Source organism: Microbacterium sp. Y547, assembly GCF_057669785.1.
In genome coordinates this window covers 377,261-395,182 of record NZ_JBYHFN010000001.1, presented here as the reverse complement: position 1 = coordinate 395,182, position 17,922 = coordinate 377,261, and the positions used below count along the sequence as shown (strand labels likewise).

Genomic DNA, 17,922 nt, shown 5'->3' with positions numbered 1-17,922 from the left:
CTCCTATCCGAGTCTCTCTTTACGGCCCAGGATGCCCTGTGGCCTGACCAGCAGAATCAAGATGAGCACGACGAGCGCACCCACGTACTTCAGGTCGGACGGCAGCCAGAGGGTCGAGACCTCCACGAGCAGACCGACGATGATCGCGCCGATGAGGGCGCCGAACGCCGTCCCCAGCCCGCCGAGTGTCACGGCAGCGAAGATGAGCAGCAGGATGTGCACACCCATGTCCCACCGCACGCCGGGGCGGAAGTAGCCCCAGAGGATGCCGCCGAGGGCCGCGAGTGCCGCCGACAGGACCCAGACGATCCGGATGACGCGATCGACGTTGATTCCGGATGCCGCGGCCAGGCCGGGGTTGTCCGAAATCGCCCGCGTCGCCTTGCCCACGCGGGTGCGCAGCAGCCAGAAGGCCACCAGGACGAGCACGACGATGCTGATGCCCATCGACATCAGGGCGACGGGCGACAGAGCGATCGCACCGAAGAGCTGAATCTTCGTCGATCCTGCGCCCGGCAGCTGCGACGTCGATCCACCCAGGAAGAACTGGTAGATGTAGCGCACCGCGAGCGACAGGCCGATGCTGACGATCATCAGCGGGACGAGCCCGATTCCCTTTCGGCGCAATGGCTTCCACAGCCCCGCATCCAATGTGTAGCCGAACAACCCGCCCGCGATGATCGTGAGGGGGATCGTCAGCCACATCGGGATCTGCAGGCCGACGCCCAGCGCGACCGCGATGACGGCACCGAAGGTGACGAGCTCGGCGTGCGCGAAGTTGGTCAGGCCCGTCGTTCCGAAGATGAGCGAGACACCGATCGCTGCAAGCGCGAGCAGCAGACCGAAGTTCAGTCCGTTGATGATGCGCTCGACCAGCTGGTCCACGAACGACGTCGTGACCCGCTCGCCCTCACCGAGGAAGAGGTTGATGATCTTCGACCCGGTAAGGCCGAATTCCACATCGAACGAACCCGAGGAGCCTTCCTTGAGAGCGATGCCGTCGCCCAGCTGTGCCGGGTCGACGATGACACCGTCGGGCAGCGAGGATTCGTCGACCGTGAGGACGTACGAGTCCTTCTCTGGAACGTACAGACGCCACTTGCCCTCGGTGTCGGTCACGGTTTCAGCGTCGAACCCGTTGCCTTCGATCGTCATGGTCACATCGGAAACAGGTTCGCCCTCGAACGTGATGATTCCACCGAAGTAGTAGTCGGTTACCTCTTGCTCCTCGGGTGGATCACCCGTATCGGCCCAGGCGCCTTGCGGCGTGTTGAAAACGAACAGCATGGCGGCGAACACCGCCGCGATAACTGTCAATATCCCGCGCCGCGATCGTGTCGCGGCCACAATCGTAGAACCCACAGAACCTCCAGTAAGGCACCACGGACACCGAAGGCTCGGGTCGCAATCGGCCGTGATGAACGACGGTTCGACCTTATTGCGTCGTCGGCGATTCGTACACAGCGCATTTTTGGACGTAATCGAATCGGAACACGGAAGGGTTGCTAAGAGCCGCAAAAGGCGGAACAAACCCGCCAGCCCGACACTTAGACTCGGTACGGCAGGTTCCGCGTGTGCACCGGCCGTCGCCGTTCACCCCCGAGCACTACGCGCCGTGCAAGACCTGCACCGCGCAGGAGACCCCATGGAGCACAACGATCCCTTCGGCTTCGTCGGACTGACCTATGACGACGTCCTGCTGCTGCCCGGCCACACCGACGTCATCCCCAGCGAGGCCGACACCTCCTCACGGGTGACGCGCCGCATCACCGTCGCGACACCGCTGCTGTCCAGCGCCATGGACACGGTGACCGAGTCGCGGATGGCGATCGCCATCGCTCGCGAGGGCGGGCTCGGCATCATCCACCGCAATATGTCCATCGACGAGCAGGCCGCGATGGTCGACCGGGTCAAGCGCAGCGAATCGGGCATGATCACCGACCCGATCACGACGACCCCCGACGCCACGATCGAAGAGGTCGACGCTCTGTGCTCGCAGTATCGGATCTCGGGGCTCCCCGTGATCGATGAAGAGGGGCGCCTGCTCGGCATCATCACCAATCGAGACATGCGGTTCGTCTCGGGCTTCGAACGGCAGACGACCCTTGTCAAGGACGTCATGACCAGTGAAGGGCTGGTGACCGGCAAGGTCGGCATCGGCGCGAACGACGTCATCGCGCTGTTCGCGCATCACCGCGTCGAGAAGCTGCCGCTCATCGACGACGACGGCAAGCTCGCCGGTCTCATCACGATCAAGGACTTCGACAAGAGCGAGAAGTACCCGCTCGCCACGAAGGACGAGCACGGGCGACTGCGCGTGGGCGCGGCGATCGGCTTCTTCGGCGATGCATGGCAGCGTGCCGAGGCCCTGCGCGACGCGGGTGTCGACGTCCTCGTCGTCGACACGGCCAATGGACAGTCGGCGGGCGTCATCGACATCGTGAAGCGCATCAAGGCTGACGCATCCTTCGATCACGTCGACGTCATCGGCGGCAACGTCGCGACGCGCGAGGGTGCGCAGGCGCTCATCGACGCGGGTGTCGACGCGGTGAAGGTGGGCGTCGGACCGGGTTCGATCTGCACGACACGCGTCGTCGCCGGCGTCGGCGTGCCGCAGGTGACGGCGATCTACGAGGCGTTCCTCGCGGCGCGCGAATCCGGCGTGCCGGTCATCGCCGACGGCGGGCTGCAGTACTCGGGCGACATCGCGAAGGCACTCGTCGCGGGCGCCGACACGGTCATGCTCGGGTCGCTCCTCGCGGGCACCGACGAGTCGCCCGGCGAGATCGTCTTCCAGGGCGGCAAGCAGTTCAAGCTGTACCGCGGCATGGGCTCGCTCGGAGCGCTGCAGACCCGCGGCAAGAAGACTTCGTACTCGAAGGACCGGTACTTCCAGGCCGACGTTCCCAGCGACGACAAGCTGATCCCCGAAGGCATCGAGGGCCAGGTCGCCTACCGCGGGCCGGTGTCGGCCGTCGCCTACCAGCTCATCGGAGGCCTGCGGCAGTCGATGTTCTACGTCGGCGCTCGCACGATCGACGAACTCAAGTCCAAGGGCAAGTTCGTGCGCATCACGGCGGCGGGTCTCAAGGAGTCCCACCCGCACGACGTGCAGATCGTCGTCGAGGCGCCCAACTACAAGAGGTGACCGGGCGGCGTCCGTCTCACGACGGGTGAGGGGTGACGGATGCCGCGCCCCGGCGTATCGTCGGCGGCATGTGCCGCAGCATCCACACGCTTCACAATTTCGAGCCCGCCGCCAGCACGGAGGAAGTGCATGCGGCGGCGCTGCAGTACGTCCGCAAGATCGCCGGGACGACGAAGCCGTCGCGGGCCAATCAGGACGCCTTCGCTCGGGCCGTGCACGCGATCGAGCATGCGACGCAGCACCTGCTCGATGAGCTCGTGACGGCGGCGCCGCCGAAGAACCGTGACGAAGAGGCCGCGAAGGCGCGGGCGCGCGCCGAGAGTTCGGGCCGCTACTCGGCCGCCTGAACGCCCGCAGCGGTGTCAGCCGTGGCGGGTAGGCTGGGGGCGTGAGCATGGACATCGAACTCGGTCGGGCCAAGCGCGCGCGTCGCGCGTATTCGTTCGACGACATCGCGGTCGTCCCCTCGCGGCGCACGCGAAATCCCGAAGACGTCTCGACGGCGTGGACGATCGACGCCTTCAGCTTCGACATCCCCGTCCTCGGCGCGCCGATGGACTCCGTGGTCAGCCCGCAGACGGCGATCATGCTCGGTCAGCTCGGCGGGCTCGGCGTGCTCGACCTCGAGGGCCTGTGGACCCGATACGACGACCCGGAGCCCCTGCTCGCCGAGATCGCGGGGCTCGAGAAGGCCGCCGCGACGCAGCGCATGCAAGAGCTCTACGACGAGCCGATCAAGCCCGAGCTGGTGCGTGATCGTCTCGCCGAGATCCGCGAGGCCGGTGTCACCGTGGCCGGCGCCCTCACGCCGCAGCGCACGCAAGATCTCTACGAGACCGTCGTCGCGGCCGGCGTCGACCTCTTCGTCATCCGCGGCACGACCGTCTCCGCCGAGCACGTCTCGAGCGTCGACGAGCCCCTCAACCTGAAGAAGTTCATCTACGACCTCGACGTGCCCGTCATCGTCGGCGGAGCGGCCACCTACACGGCGGCCCTGCACCTCATGCGCACGGGCGCCGCGGGCGTGCTCGTCGGCTTCGGCGGCGGAGCCGCCTCGACGACGCGCGCGACGCTCGGTCTGCACGCGCCGATGGCGACGGCTGTGGCCGATGTGGCCGGCGCTCGCCGCGACTACCTCGATGAGTCGGGCGGGCGATACGTGCACGTCATCGCCGACGGCGGAGTCGGCACGTCCGGCGACATCGTCAAGGCTCTCGCGATGGGCGCCGACGCCGTCATGCTCGGTGTCGCGCTCGCGCGCGCGACGGATGCGCCGGGGCGCGGCTACCACTGGGGCCCCGAAGCGCACCACTCCAAGCTTCCGCGCGGCCGCCGGGTGCGGGTGGACCAGGTCGCGAGCCTCGAAGAGATCCTTTACGGGCCCGCGCCCGTCGCCGACGGCACCGCCAACCTCATCGGCGCGCTGCGCAAGTCGATGGCCACGACCGGGTACTCCGACCTGAAGGAGTTCCAGCGCGTCGAGGTCGTCGTCGCGCCCTACACGGGCGGATGATGAGTCCGGCGGGGGGCGACCCCTCGGCGCGCTCAGGAACCGACGGCCGGGGTGCGGAGCCGGTGCCTGAGATCTTTCCGCCGACGCTTCGTGAGGTCATGCTGCGGCCGCGGTGGATCGGCATGCTGCTGCTGTGCCTCGTCGTGGCCGGTGTCTTCGCCTGGCTCGGCCAGTGGCAGCTGTCCAACGCGATCGACACCGATCCTCCGCCGCCGGGTGCGACCGAGGTGCAGCGCCCACTCGCCGACGTCGCCGCGCCGGGGGAGTACGTGCCCGAGCCGCTCGTCGGACAGCGCGTCGAGGTTGAGGGCGCCTGGGTCCCCGGCGACTTCCTGATCGTCGCTTCGCGGTTCAACGGCGGCGAAGAAGGCTTCTGGGTGACGGGCCAGCTGCGCATCGACGGCATCCTCGAGCCGACCTCGATCGCCGTCGCCGTGGGGTGGGCCCCGACCCTCGAGCAGGCGGAGTCCGCGGCCGCACAACTCGATGCCGAGGCCGCCGGCGGTGCGACGGTGACGGTTCAGGGCCGGCTGATCTCGGACGAAGGACCCACCTCACCGCGCAGCGAAGCCGACCCGTTGACGTTGACCCGCATGGCGAGTCCGGCGTTGCTGAGCCGCTGGCACGACACGGAGGGTCTCGACGTGTACCGGGGGTACATCGCCTCACCCGATGCTCCCGCGGGTCTTGTCGACATCGATTCGCCGCCGCCGGCCGAGCGCTCGCCCGTCAACTGGCTGAACATCTTCTACGCCGCTGAGTGGGTCATCTTCGCCGGCTTCGCGTTCTATCTCTGGTATCGCCTCGCGAAGGACGCGTGGGAGAAAGAGATCGAAGACCTCGAGGATGCGGCTGCCGAGGGGGAAAGAAGCCCTGCGTAGCCCGGGTAAACTGGACTCCATGCCCCGCCCCCCCAAACTCGCCAGTTTCCCGGCGATCCGCGGAGCCCTGAAGTTCTATGAGATCTGCTCGGTCATCACCGGCGTCGGCCTGCTGCTGCTGGTTGCCGAGATGATCCTCAAGTACACGCCGCTGCACCTCGAGCTGTTCGTGGGCGGATCCGGTGGCTTCCTGTGGCTCGCGCCCGTCATCGTCGGCCCCGGCTGTGAGTGGTGGTCGCTGTTCCTGCCGATGACCAACTCCTGCGAGATGATCTCGGTCGGCGACGGCTTCAACGTCTCGCTGGCGATCCTCGTCGTGCACGGCTGGTTCTATGTCGTGTACCTGTTCTCGTGCTTCCGCATCTGGAGCCTCATGCGCTGGCCTTTCCTGCGCTTCATCGTCCTCGCGCTCGGCGGCATCGTGCCGCTGCTGTCCTTCTTCATGGAGGCGCGTGTGTCTCGCGAAGTGCGCCAGTACCTCGCGGCGCGCGAAGCGGCCGAGGCTTCTCCCCCCACCATCCCCGCAACGGAAGGGTCACGTTGACCGAGCAGACCGAAACCTCGCAGCGACCCGTTCTGGTGGTCGACTTCGGGGCGCAGTACGCGCAGCTGATCGCCCGCCGCGTGCGCGAAGCCGGCGTCTACAGCGAGATCGTGCCGCACACCGTGACCGCTGCTGAGATCGCGGCGAAGAACCCCGTCGGCATCATCCTCTCGGGCGGCCCGTCGTCGGTGTACGCCGAGGGAGCGCCCGCGCTGGACGCCGACGTGTTCACGCTCGGCGTGCCGACGCTCGGCATCTGCTACGGCTTCCAAGTCATGGCCAAGACTCTCGGCGGCGAGGTCGAGAACACGGGCTTGCGCGAGTACGGTGCGACGGATGCGGCGATCGCGAACGACGGCGGCGTGCTGCTGGGTGGCCAGCCCGCGCAGCAGAACGTCTGGATGAGTCACGGTGACCAGGTCTCGCGCGCGCCCGAGGGCTTCGACGTGCTCGCCTCGACCGCCGTGACCCCGGTCGCCGCGTTCGGCAACGACGACAAGCGGCTCTACGGCGTGCAGTGGCACCCCGAGGTCAAGCACTCCGACCACGGGCAGCGGGTCATCGAGAACTTCCTGCACCGGGCGGCCGGGCTGCCCGCCGATTGGAACAGCGGCAACGTCATCGCCGAGCAGATCGAACGGATCCGCGCGCAGGTCGGCACGGGTCGCGTGCTGTCGGCGCTGTCCGGCGGGGTCGACTCGGCCGTCTCGACGGCGCTCGTGCACGAGGCCGTGGGCGACCAGCTCGTCGCGGTCTTCGTCGACCACGGCCTGCTGCGCAAGGGAGAGCGCGAGCAGGTCGAGAACGACTACGTCGCATCGACGGGCGTGCGTCTGGTGACCGTCGACGCGCGCGAGCAGTTCCTCTCGGCGCTGGCCGGTGTCAGCGACCCCGAGCAGAAGCGCAAGATCATCGGCCGCGAGTTCATCCGCTCCTTCGAGAAGGTGCAGGACGACCTCATCGCCGAAGCCGCCGCCGAAGGCGAGCCCATCCGGTTCCTCGTGCAGGGCACGCTCTACCCTGATGTCGTCGAGTCGGGCGGAGGCAGCGGCACGGCGAACATCAAGAGCCACCACAACGTGGGCGGCCTGCCCGAAGACCTGCAGTTCGAGCTCGTCGAGCCGCTGCGCACTCTGTTCAAGGACGAAGTGCGCGCGATCGGCCGCGAGCTCGGGCTGCCCGAAGCGATCGTGGGGCGCCAGCCGTTCCCCGGCCCCGGGCTCGGCATCCGCATCGTCGGCGAAGTGACCGCCGACCGACTCGAGATCCTGCGCGACGCCGACGCGATCGCGCGCGAAGAGCTCACGAACGCGGGCCTGGACGGCGAGATCTGGCAGTGCCCTGTCGTGCTCCTCGCCGACGTCCGCTCCGTGGGGGTGCAGGGCGATGGCCGCACCTACGGCCACCCCATCGTGCTGCGCCCCGTCTCGTCGGAAGACGCCATGACGGCGGACTGGACGCGGCTGCCGTACGACGTGCTCTCACGCATCTCGAACCGGATCACGAACGAGGTGCGCGACGTCAACCGCGTCGTCCTCGACGTCACGTCCAAGCCGCCCGGCACGATCGAATGGGAGTGATCCACGCGGCGCCCGAGCGCGCCACGTGCGACACTGGACGCCACCGGGCGTTCGCGCCCCGCCTCCTGTGAGGAGACCGATGTCAGCATCGGAGTTCGGCATCACGCCGCTGGAGATGCCACGCAGCATCCGCGAGTCGGTTGAGCGCGCCCTCGCCGCGGGCATCGTCTCGGGCGAGCTCGCCGAGGGAACGCTTGTCTCTGTGCCCACCCTGGCGGCGAAGTTCGACGTCTCGGCGACCCCCGTGCGAGAGGCGATGCTCGAGCTCGAGCGGCGCGGCTTCGTCGAAGCGGTCAAGAACAAGGGCTTCCGCGTCACCGAGGTCAGCCGAGACGGACTGAGGCAGATCGTCGAAGTGCGACAGCTGCTCGAGCCACCCGCGATGGAACAACTCGCGCGGCGTTTTCCCCGTGAGCGGATGCCGGAGTTCCAAGAGCTCGCCGGCGCCATCATCGCCGGGGCCGAAGCGGGCGACCTGCGCGCCTACCTCGAAGCCGACCGCGCCTTCCACCTCGAGCTGACCGCGATCCTCGGGAACGATCTGCTCGTGGACACCGTCGCCGAGTTGCGTTCTCGCACGCGGCTCGTGGGGTTGTCCGCACTGCTGGAATCGCGGCAGCTCGAAGAGTCCGCCGCCGAGCACCTCGAGCTGCTGAGCCTGCTCGACGCGGGAGACGCCGAGGGTGCGCGAGTGCTCATGCAGCGCCACATCTACCACACGCTGGGCTGGTGGTCGGGGCGCCCCGAGTGACCCGGTCAGTCGCCTGACGGCATCCGGTCGACGAGGATCGCGTCGACGGCGTCGTCGAGGTCGTTGATGACGCCGCGCCAGCCGCGCAGAAGCGTACCCCCGGCGCCGATGACGGCGAGGAACGGCGGCTCGGTCACGGCATAGGCCTGCCACGCCGCGCCGGCGGGATCACGGGCGATGAGGTGTTCCACGTCGTTGTCACGCGCATACGTCGTCATCTGCTCGACGTCGCTGCGTTCGGAGACGGCGATGACGGTCACGGCATCACCGTACGTCTCGACGACGTCGTTGAGCTCTGCCTGCGCATCGGCGCACAAGTCGCACCACGTCTCGGTGAACGCCAGCAGAACGGGGCGGTCGCTCCACAGGTCCGAGAGCGAGATGACCGTGCCGTCCAGGAGCGTCACCTCGGCATCGGGTGCCTGTGGCGCGGCATCCGTGTCGATCGCGCGGTATTGGACACCCGACGGCACGGGACCGGGCAGGGTCGACCCGGGTGAGGTCGCCGATGTGCAGGCGCTGAGTGCGAGCACGCAGACGAGAGCGGGGGCGGCGAGGAGGCGTCTCACGGGAGGATCGCCTCCCACACGCCGTCTTCGCGATGAGGCATCATGACGATGTCCGTTCTGTCACCCGTATCGAGGTAGGCGACCTCGATTCCCTCGGGGAGGGCGGCGTCGAGGAGGAAGACGCACGCGGTCGGTTCGGCGAGACCGTCGAAATCGACGTCGATCATCTTCTCGGCGGTTCCCTGGGGGATCGTGCCCTCGGCGATGACGTCGCCGTCATCGTCACGGACCGTGAAGGATGCCGTCGCGTGCACGTCGCGATACGGTCCCGACCCGTTGCACGGCTCACCCGCGACACGCTTCTCGCCGTCCTTGAGCAGCAGACGGGCGGTGGGGGCACCGCCCGGGGTGCCGGCGCAGCCGGAAAACACCACGACCGCCGCGGCGAGCGTCGTGGCAAGCGCGAGGCGTGCTCGGCTCATGAGTGCTCCTTCGGGAGCGAGGACGGCGGAGCGGCCCGCGGGAACACGGGCCGCTCCGTCGCGTCAATCGCAGGCGAACGCGGGATAGGTGACGGTCGAGCCGTGATCGGATCGCCCGTCGGCCGCGCCGCTGATCTGCACATCACCGGCGGACAACGTCGCCGTGCGCGTGTTGATCGAGACACTGGCCGTCGCTCCGGGCTGCACCGAGGCGAACGTCTTGTCGCCGTACGCGCTTCGGACGGTGACCGCGGAGGGAACGGTGTCTTCGTTCCGCACCGTGACGGAGGCGTACACCTTGCCGCCGAGGCAGCGAGGCGTCACCTGGGCGTCGAGTGCGACCTCGGGGTCGCTCTCGAGGAGCGCCGTGTCGACCGTGCACTCCGCCGTCGCCGTCTTCGACGGGTCGGACTCGCTCGTCGCGGTGAGCGTCACGACGGTCGAGTCGGCCGCGTCGCCCGTGGGATAGACGTAGACCGGCACCGATGCGGACTGGCCCGTGCGGGCCGCCGTGAGGGTGTTGGCCAGCTCGGCGTTCCAGCCCGCGCCATCGGCCGTGGCGGACAGGCGGTAGACGTCTCCGTCGACCTTCGCCGACACATCGCTGGGGTGAAGCGCCGCGTCGATCCCCGCGGTGCTGCCGGTGTTGGTCACGGGGAACGTGCACGTGGCGGCCTGGCGAGGCTCGTACAGCTTCGCCCGGACATCGGTCGTGCTCACGCCGCGGGTGTGCGGTCCCGCGCCGTCGAGGGAACGGACGGCGAGGGTGTAGCTGAGCACGCCCTCGTCATCGCGCTGCGTGTCGACGACGTAGAAGTGCAGCCGGTTGGCTTCGTCGATCCATTCCTTCTGCGAGCCGGACTTCTCGCCGGCCTTGAAGAGGGCGTCGTTGAGCTGGCGGTGATCGGCGATCGTCGCCATGACCGGTTCGCCGCCCGTGGCCCACTCGCCCGGGACGGTCGGCTTGTAGTAGTCGACCATCTGGATGTCCTCGGGGTTGGCGTCGATGACCCAGTTGAGGCAGTTGTGGCCGCACAGGGAGTCTTCGCCGTTGCGGTAGCCGAGGTGGCCACCACCGGCGGGATCCTGCGCATTGCCCCACTTGTTCTTCGCGATGAGCACGCCGCTGTCGGGGTTGAACGAGTCGAAGCCCATCCGGTCGATCACCTCGACGGTGTAGTTGTCCCACGAGCCGCCGTCACACATCGGGTCGGTGCTGATGTCGCACGCGGGGGTCTTGTCGTCGGCGTGCGGCCACTCGATCCACAGTCCCGATGTTCCCTCGACACCCGGGTCGACGGCGCGAGCGGTGACGGTGTCGAGGATCAGGCCGGTGTCGTCGAGTCCGTCGCGCGTGACCCGCACGAGGTTCTCTTCGGGGAGCAGGCCCATGTGCCGCTTGTTGCGCACCATGAGGCCCGACGGGCTCCAGCCGCCCTGGTTCGCCGGGACGACCCATCGCATGTGGTGGCCACCGGGACCGTTGAACGAACCGCGATCCATCATGTCCCACGGCGCCGAACCCACGCGGCGCAGCGGCGCGGGCGGGTTCTGCAGGTGCGAGAACGGGTTGTTGTTGTTGTCGCCGACTTGGAAGAAGAAGTGCCCGATCTCGTGCGTGATCGTGCCCGAGCTCTCGGCCTGGCGGATCGAGGAGAGGCCCCACTGCTGGGCGGCGGCGCGCCATGACGTCCACTCGACGTAGCGCGTGGGCGCCCAGTTGGGCATCGTGTTCTCGGGGTCGAACTCGGCGGGCGGGCCCCACGCGTCGGGCACCGACTCCTTGGTCGGGAACATCATCTGGCCGAACTCCTGCCAGATCGATGTCTCGTCATAGCCGGCGTAGATGCGCAGCAGCACGTCGTAGCCGCAGTTGCGCGCGTTGCCGCCGAGCTCGGCGGTCTTCGCGGCGCACCACGCGGCGGGCGTCATGCCGGCCTCGGCGGCCATCCCGGCTTGCCACTGCGTGACGACGTCGTTGTCCATCCGGCCGTTGCAGGTCTCGCCTGGGGGGCAGGAGTCGTTTTGACCCCACTCGTTGAGGCCGTACTCGAAGAGGTTGCGGGGCAGTTCGTACGGCCCGTACGCATCCATGAAGTCGATGCCGTAGGTCCCACGGCTCTGCTCCATCCAGTACTCATGGATCGTACGGCCCTTGTTGATCTCGTTCGGCTCCATGTAGTGCGAACGGTAGAACTCGGGAACGTCGTCACGCGGGATCGGGTCGATCTGCGGGTTGCCGAACGGATCGGAGCCCTTCGGCAGCGTCATCACGAAGGGCTGATCGGGGAAGTCCACCGCGATGAGTGCGACGCTGAGGCCGCCTTCGGACGGAGCGACGTCAGGGTCGTTCCACTGAGTGTCGGGGATATCGGTCCAGTCGTCCCATGTCATGTCGTACTGGTTCTGCCAGTCCTGCGCGTCCAGTGGTTCCACGACGAACGGGTCGGTGTTGGGCTGCTCGGAGGCCATGACGGCCGAATCGGTCACGGCCAGGCCCGCGACCAGCAATCCCGAGACTGCGACAATGGACCATTGACGACCCCTGCGCCGCGGCGCGAACCCATGATGCGTCATTGCGTACCTTCACTTCTTTGTGGGGGAGAGCGTCATACGGAGTTGGGGGAACCGCGATGACGCCTGTCTGCAATCTGTAACATATTACTGTGCCGGGCCGCCACTGCCGCCGAAACTCGCTGACGACTGAAATGACAGAGAAAGGCCCGGTCATGAGCGCTTCTGAGTACGCCGTACGTAATCTTCACATTCGCGACCACACCGTCGCCGTGCCGCTGGACTGGGCTGTCCCCGGCGGCCGCACGATCGACGTGTTCGCTCGCGAAGTCATCCGCCCCGGCGGCGAAGACCTGCCGGTCCTCGTCTTCCTGCAGGGTGGCCCCGGGGGCGCATCCCCCCGCCCCATGCCGCACGACACCGACTGGATCGCCGAGGCGCTCAAGACCCACCGCGTGCTGCTGCACGATCAGCGAGGCACGGGCCGGTCCACCCGCGTCGAGGCGGCGACGATCGCGGCGATGACCGACGAAGACGCCGCCGCGTACCTGCTCTGCTTTCGCGCCGACTCGATCGTCGCCGATCTCGAGCACATCCGCGAACATGTCTTCGGCGGCATGCGATGGGAGACGCTGGGACAGAGCTTCGGCGGGTTCATCACGCTGAGCTACCTTTCGACCCATCCCGAGGCGCTACGCGCGTGCTACGTCACGGGGGGGCTCACCTCGACGCGACCCGATGCCGTCGAGGTCTACCGCAGGACCTTCCCCCGCGTCGCCGGCAAGACGGCGCAGTTCTACCGCAGGTATCCCGCCGACGCCGCGATCACGGCCAGGGTCGCGGACCTCCTCGACGCAGAGGACGTGCGCCTTCCCGGAGGCGACCGGCTCACGACGCGGCGCCTGCAGACGATCGGCATCGATCTGGGAACGGGCACCGGTGCCGAGCGGATGCACTGGCTGTTCGACGAGGCCTTCTCGGCGCCGGAGCGGCTGTCCGAGGCATTTCTGCGCCGCATCGAAGCGCTCACTCAGTACGTCGACAATCCGCTGTTCGCCGTGCTCCAGGAATCGATCTACGCCGACGGCAGCGGTGCGACGAACTGGGCGGCGCAGCGCGTGCGCGACGGACTGCCCGCGTTCGACCCGAGTGTGCGGCCGCTGCCCTTCACGGGCGAGATGTTCTTTCCGTGGATGTTCGACGAGATCGCATCGCTGCGTCCGTTCCGCGGTGCGGCCGAGGTCATTGCGCGGAAGGAAGAGCACACGCGGCTGTACGACCGCGATGTGCTCGCCGCCAACGAGGTGCCCGTGGCGGCTGCCGTCTACTACGACGACATGTACGTCGACCTCTCGTTCTCGCAGGAGACGGCGGAGTTCCTTCCGAACTGCCACCTCTGGGTCACGAACGAGTTCGAGCACGACGGCATCCGTCAGGATGGCGGCATCCTGCGCCGGCTGATCGACCGCGTCGCCGACGAGGGTGGCGTGCGCTGACCCGCTGACGTGGGCGCGAGGCTGCGAGAGGATGAGGGGGTGACCGAGTTCCCCGATGCCGAGTACGTCATCCTCTCCAGCCGGCTCATTCCGGACCTGGACGGCGGCTACACGCTCGCGACCCTCGCCCGCGCGCGCCAGATGGCGGCCGCGGGGGTGCACGGCGGACGTGGACCGCTGCTGCTGACGGTCGACCCCGGGTCACCGAGCGAGCACGCACGACACCGCGCGACGTTCGCCGGGCGCGACCTCGTCGTCGCGCCCGATCGCATGCGCAACCTGTTCGACGAGGCGGCCGACCCCCGCGGGGGTGCGGCGGCGTGGCTGCGTCGCGCCGCGCGCACGGGTGAGCGTGACCCCGCTCTGCGCTACCGCCTCGTGGCAGACGAGGAGGGGCGGCCCGTGGTGAGCCTTCCGGTCATCGCGGGCGACCCGGATTGGCACATCAGCGATGCGCCGGTCGTCGTGCATGATGCCGCCGGCGCTGACATCGGCGTGCTCGACGGCTTCGGCGCCCTCTATCGCGCGTGGCTCGCCGAGGTCGTCGCGCAGCTGCGCACCGATGACCCCGCGCGCGGCGTCGTCGTCATCTGCGAGTCGCGCCAGCTCGGCGAACTGCTCGCGGGGTGGGACGACCCCGCGGTGCGCCTGCTGCACACGATCCACACGGTGCACCTCGAGCCCCCGTACACGGCGGATGCCCCCGTCAACGCGCTGTGGGAGCGGTGGTTCACCCTCGCCGAGCGGTTCGACGCCGTGCTGTGGCCCACTCACGCGCAGCGCGCCGACGTCGCCGAGCGTTTCGGCGACGCGGGCGTGCACGTCGTCGTTCCGCATGGGGTGCCCGCGGTGGCGTCTGTTCCGCCGGACAGCGAGCGCGTGCCCGGCCGGGTCATCATGCTCAACCGGCTGGCCCCGGGAAAGCGCGTCGACCATGCCGTGCGGGCTTTCGCCCGTGTCGTCGAACGCGTGCCGGAGGCCCAGCTCGACATCTACGGGGACGGCACCGAGCACGAGCGTCTTCAGGCTCTCATAGACGAGCTCGGCCTCGTCGCGAACGTCGTCCTGCGGGGGACGACATCCGACCCGGAGCGCGCCCTGCGCGCCGCGTCGGCGTACCTGTCGACGTCGGCGTACGAGGGTCAGGGCCTGTCGATCGTCGAGGCGCTCGCCGACGGCTGTCCCGTCGTCTCGTACGACGCGCCCTACGGACCGCGTGAGCTGCTCGGACGGGGAGGGGGAGTGCTCGTGCCCGACGGGGACGTCGATGCGCTCGCCGAGGCTCTGACCCAGGTGCTGACCGACCCCGAGCTGCACCACCGCCTCGCCGTCGAAGGCACGCAGTCCGCCCGCGCGGTCGACCCCGAGCACGCCATGGCCGCGCTCGCCCAGGCGGCTCGCGACGTCCTCTCCCGCCCGAGCCGACGAATCCGGCATGCAGAGGAGAACCCCGGCTCAGTCTGACGGCCGCCCGACGCCAGGACCGCGGCCCGCCCACGGATCGTAATCGGCGATGAGCTGTTCCTGCGGCGGACGCTCGGGCTCGGGAACGTGCTGCAGGTTGATGCGCACGCGGTACCACAGCGAGCTCGATCCGCGCATGCCGTCGATGAGCACGTCGGCGGGGTGCAGCGCCTCAGCGACCTCGGGGTGTCGCCGTCTCCACTCGTCGAGGGCTTCCAGCGACTCGGGCTTCGTCTTCGTCCTGGCCACCTCGATGAGGGGCATGATCGAGCGGCGCCGGCCGTCGTCGCTGTCGCGCTTCGGAGGCTTCTCGGTGGGGCCGAGCTCGTCGGCCAGCCTCAGCAGAGCATCGAGCGAACCGATGGCGTCATCGATCCCGTTGTGCGGGTCACCGTGCTCGGCCACGTGCCGAGGCACCGTGAGCACGGTGAAATCCTCGGGCCAGCAGTCGCGCAGCTGATCCCACGTGAGCGGTGTCGACACCCGCGCATCGGGCACGGGGCGCACCGAGTACGCCGACGCGACGGTGCGGTCCTTCGCGTTCTGGTTGAAGTCGACGAAAACCCTCTCGCCGCGCTCCTCCTTCCACCACCGCGCCGTCGCGAGCCCGGGCGCGCGGTTCTCGACTTCGCGCGCCAGGGTCTCGGCCGCGCGCCGCACGTGTGCGTAGTCCCATTCCGGTGCGATGCGCACGAGGATGTGCAGACCGCGCGACCCGCTCGTCTTGGGCCAGCCGACCAGCCCCACGGCATCGAGCACATCGCGCGCCACGAAGGCCGTGTCGACGATCTGCGACCATCCGACGCCGCGGTCGGGCCCCTCTGCCGAGTACGACGAGGGAGGGTCGAGATCGATGCGCAGCTCATCGGGCCGGTCGAGATCGTCGGCTCGCACAGGGTGGGGATTGAGGTCGATGCATCCGAGGTTGACGATCCACGCCAGGCCCGCCGCATCGCGGATCACTGCTTCTTCGGCCGATCTTCCCGATGCGTACTGCAGGACGGCGGTGTCGATGAAGTCCGGGTGGTTCTCGGGCACGCGCTTCTGGAAGAACGGCTCGTGGGTGATGCCTTTCGGAAAGCGCTTGAGCACCATGGGGCGTCCGCCGGCGCCGCGCAGGGCTCCGTCGGCGACGGAGAGGTAGTAGCGCACGAGATCGAGTTTGGTGAGGCCGACGTCGGGGAAGATGACCTTCTCGGGGCTCGAGATGCGCACGTCATGACCGGCGATCTCGAGCGTCTCGGCGGTGGAGGCGGAGGGCGTCATGCGCGTCACGGTAGCGACGGCGGATGCGGGCGACCAGGGGGTTGCGCAGGCGCCCCATCAGATCAGGAGCAGCCCGCGCACGATGAGCCATGCCGTGAAGCCGAGTGAGGCGGCGGCCGCCAACGACAGGGCGACGCGGTGTCCGGTCGATCCGTCACCCGCGTGCCACGCGCGCGCGAGCACGACCACGAGCAGAACCGCCGCGGCGATCCCGACCATCGGCAGGATCACGAGCGGCCACAGTGCCCCGGGCGCACCCCGCTCGATCGACAGTGGATCGACGCGGGAGAACAGCACGAGGATCGCCGCAGCGTAGGCGACGTTCGCGGCGGCGGAGAGGGTCGCCGCGAGCACAGCGCCCTCGGGCGCGCGCCCGCGACGACGGGCGAGCCAGCTCAGGCCGTAGACGACGCCGTAGCCGACGGTCGCGAGCAGCCCCGCCAGCAGCAGGCCTCCGAGCGCGAGCCGCACCGGTGCATCCCGCAGCTCGCTTGCGAGACGCTCGGCGGGTGCGACCACGGCACCGCTCGCCGCTTCGTACGACGCGGCGAAGGCTGTCGCGACGTCCGGTGCGCGTTCGACGACAGGGGACAGGAGCGCCGGCGCGAGTGCGATCGCCGCGGCCAGAAGCAGGCCGCACACCGCGCGCATCCGACGGGACGGATGCTGCAGCGCACTCATGCCGTCACTATAGGCCGATCGGCGCCAGGAACGACGAAGGGGCCGCCCAGTGGGCGACCCCTTCGATGATGCAGATGATGCGTGCTAGTTGCTGCCGCGGATGATCGCGATGATGCGCAGGATCTCGACGTAGAGCCACACGACGGTGACCATGATTCCGAAGGCGCCGAGCCAGCCGTACTTGCGGGGCGCGCCGTTGCGGACGCCGCGCTGGATCGAATCGAAGTCGAGCACGAGCGAGTACGCCGCCATGATGACGACGAAGACGCCGATGATGACACCCCACGGAATGCCCAGCGGGCCTTCCAGGCTGCGCAGGCCGAAGGCTCCGCCGGCGATCGGGGCGTTGAAGACCATGAGACCGAGGTTCAGGAGCGAGAAGACGAGGTAGCCGAGCATCGCGATCATGAAGATCTTCGTCGCGCGCTTGGAGGCACGGATCTTGCCGCTCGCGAAGAGCGCCAACGTGACGCCGACGACCGACAGGGTGGCCAGCGTCGCCTGCAGCACGATGCCTTCGAACATCATCTCGAAGTAGGCCGAGATGCCTCCGACGAACAGACCCTGGAACGCCGCGTAGGCAGCGATGAGCGGCGGGCGGATCGTCTTGCGCGACGTGAAGATGACGACCATCGCGAGAACGAAGCCGCCCAGTGCGCCGACGATCCACGGAACGATCGTGGGCGACGGGTTGGCGACCGTCACGGGCGCCATCGTCCAGACCCAGCCGACGACGGCGGTGACAAGCAGGATCCCGAAGAGGCCGACCGTCTTCCAGATGGTGTCTTCGTACGACATCCGGTCGGTTTCGAGGGCTCCCGCGGCGGGGGCGGCATACATGCCCTCGAGCTGAGCCTGGTTCGCGGCGTTCACGCCCGCCTGCTGGGCGGAAGAGAGGGTCGCGGCCTGCTGCCCGCCGGGATAGGTGCGCACAGCGCGCTCATCCTGGAAGGCCGGATTATTGAAGGCGGGATTGTTGAGGGCCATTGCTCTCACACTCCAAAGTCATGGGTGGCATCATCGTGCTGTCGATCCACGATATCGGACGTATGCCGGGCACTGACCGTTGCACGCTGTGAGACGGCTACGAGCC

Annotated in this window: 16 protein-coding genes; 9 read left to right on the top strand and 7 right to left on the bottom strand. The window is 68.4% G+C overall.

All coding sequences use genetic code 11. From position 1 onward, the window contains the following. Window positions 1-3: 3 nt before the first annotated feature. Window positions 4-1,308 (bottom strand): branched-chain amino acid ABC transporter permease, encoded by a 1,305-nt coding sequence (locus AC25Y0_RS02010; protein WP_488122874.1) that lies wholly within the window; start codon window positions 1,306-1,308, stop codon window positions 4-6. 337 nt (window positions 1,309-1,645) lie between these two features. Here AC25Y0_RS02010 and guaB point away from each other — a divergent pair, with 337 nt between their 5' ends. The 7 genes from guaB to AC25Y0_RS01975 all read left to right on the top strand — a co-directional run bounded on the left by guaB (window position 1,646) and on the right by AC25Y0_RS01975 (window position 8,417). Continuing rightward, complete coding sequence (gene guaB, locus AC25Y0_RS02005) at window positions 1,646-3,148, top strand: IMP dehydrogenase (protein WP_488122681.1); 1,503 nt, start codon at window positions 1,646-1,648, stop codon at window positions 3,146-3,148. Window positions 3,149-3,216: 68 nt separating this feature from the next. Further along, window positions 3,217-3,495 (top strand): DUF2277 domain-containing protein, encoded by a 279-nt coding sequence (locus AC25Y0_RS02000; protein ID WP_488122680.1) that lies wholly within the window; start codon window positions 3,217-3,219, stop codon window positions 3,493-3,495. 47 nt (window positions 3,496-3,542) lie between these two features. Beyond that, window positions 3,543-4,661 carry a GuaB3 family IMP dehydrogenase-related protein gene (locus tag AC25Y0_RS01995; RefSeq protein WP_488122873.1) on the top strand — a complete coding sequence of 373 codons (1,119 nt, stop codon included), beginning with the start codon at window positions 3,543-3,545 and terminating at the stop codon, window positions 4,659-4,661. 98 nt (window positions 4,662-4,759) lie between these two features. Next, the gene (locus tag AC25Y0_RS01990; RefSeq protein ID WP_488134167.1) at window positions 4,760-5,542 is read left to right on the top strand and encodes an SURF1 family protein; all 783 of its coding nucleotides are present in this window, start codon (window positions 4,760-4,762) and stop codon (window positions 5,540-5,542) included. 19 nt (window positions 5,543-5,561) lie between these two features. Next, window positions 5,562-6,086 carry a DUF3817 domain-containing protein gene (locus AC25Y0_RS01985; RefSeq protein WP_488122679.1) on the top strand — a complete coding sequence of 175 codons (525 nt, stop codon included), beginning with the start codon at window positions 5,562-5,564 and terminating at the stop codon, window positions 6,084-6,086. Further along, entirely contained in the window at window positions 6,083-7,666 is a 1,584-nt protein-coding gene (guaA, locus tag AC25Y0_RS01980) for a glutamine-hydrolyzing GMP synthase (protein WP_488122678.1), read from the top strand. The genes AC25Y0_RS01985 and guaA overlap by 4 nt, the downstream gene beginning before the upstream one ends. Before the next feature lie 79 nt (window positions 7,667-7,745). Beyond that, entirely contained in the window at window positions 7,746-8,417 is a 672-nt protein-coding gene (locus tag AC25Y0_RS01975; RefSeq protein ID WP_488134106.1) for a GntR family transcriptional regulator, read from the top strand. Window positions 8,418-8,422: 5 nt separating this feature from the next. On the opposite strand, the gene AC25Y0_RS01970 is transcribed toward AC25Y0_RS01975, so the two are convergent. The 3 genes from AC25Y0_RS01970 to AC25Y0_RS01960 form a co-directional block, all read right to left on the bottom strand. Next, window positions 8,423-8,986, bottom strand: a complete 564-nt coding sequence (locus AC25Y0_RS01970; RefSeq protein ID WP_488122676.1) for a TlpA family protein disulfide reductase — start codon at window positions 8,984-8,986, stop codon at window positions 8,423-8,425. Next, window positions 8,983-9,408, bottom strand: a complete 426-nt coding sequence (locus AC25Y0_RS01965; RefSeq protein WP_488122675.1) for a hypothetical protein — start codon at window positions 9,406-9,408, stop codon at window positions 8,983-8,985. Before AC25Y0_RS01965 ends, AC25Y0_RS01970 begins: the two co-directional genes overlap by 4 nt. Before the next feature lie 63 nt (window positions 9,409-9,471). Beyond that, window positions 9,472-11,898 carry a hypothetical protein gene (locus AC25Y0_RS01960; RefSeq protein WP_488134105.1) on the bottom strand — a complete coding sequence of 809 codons (2,427 nt, stop codon included), beginning with the start codon at window positions 11,896-11,898 and terminating at the stop codon, window positions 9,472-9,474. A 239-nt stretch (window positions 11,899-12,137) separates the two neighbouring features. On the opposite strand from AC25Y0_RS01960, the gene AC25Y0_RS01955 reads away from it, so the two are divergent. Both AC25Y0_RS01955 and AC25Y0_RS01950 read left to right on the top strand, forming a co-directional pair. Continuing rightward, window positions 12,138-13,418: an alpha/beta fold hydrolase gene (locus AC25Y0_RS01955; protein WP_488134104.1), complete on the top strand. Its 1,281-nt coding sequence runs from the start codon at window positions 12,138-12,140 to the stop codon at window positions 13,416-13,418. Window positions 13,419-13,457: 39 nt separating this feature from the next. Continuing rightward, complete coding sequence (locus tag AC25Y0_RS01950; RefSeq protein WP_488134103.1) at window positions 13,458-14,882, top strand: glycosyltransferase; 1,425 nt, start codon at window positions 13,458-13,460, stop codon at window positions 14,880-14,882. Here AC25Y0_RS01950 and AC25Y0_RS01945 read toward each other — a convergent pair. The 3 genes from AC25Y0_RS01945 to AC25Y0_RS01935 all read right to left on the bottom strand — a co-directional run bounded on the left by AC25Y0_RS01945 (window position 14,874) and on the right by AC25Y0_RS01935 (window position 17,816). Next, window positions 14,874-16,148: a DNA polymerase domain-containing protein gene (locus AC25Y0_RS01945; RefSeq protein WP_488134102.1), complete on the bottom strand. Its 1,275-nt coding sequence runs from the start codon at window positions 16,146-16,148 to the stop codon at window positions 14,874-14,876. The genes AC25Y0_RS01950 and AC25Y0_RS01945 overlap by 9 nt on opposite strands. Before the next feature lie 57 nt (window positions 16,149-16,205). Beyond that, window positions 16,206-16,829, bottom strand: coding sequence for a hypothetical protein (locus tag AC25Y0_RS01940; RefSeq protein ID WP_488122670.1), 624 nt, complete (start codon window positions 16,827-16,829; stop codon window positions 16,206-16,208). An 84-nt stretch (window positions 16,830-16,913) separates the two neighbouring features. Continuing rightward, on the bottom strand, window positions 16,914-17,816 hold the full coding sequence (locus AC25Y0_RS01935; RefSeq protein ID WP_488134101.1) for a Bax inhibitor-1/YccA family protein: 903 nt from the start codon (window positions 17,814-17,816) through the stop codon (window positions 16,914-16,916). Between the last annotated feature and the right edge of the window lie 106 nt (window positions 17,817-17,922).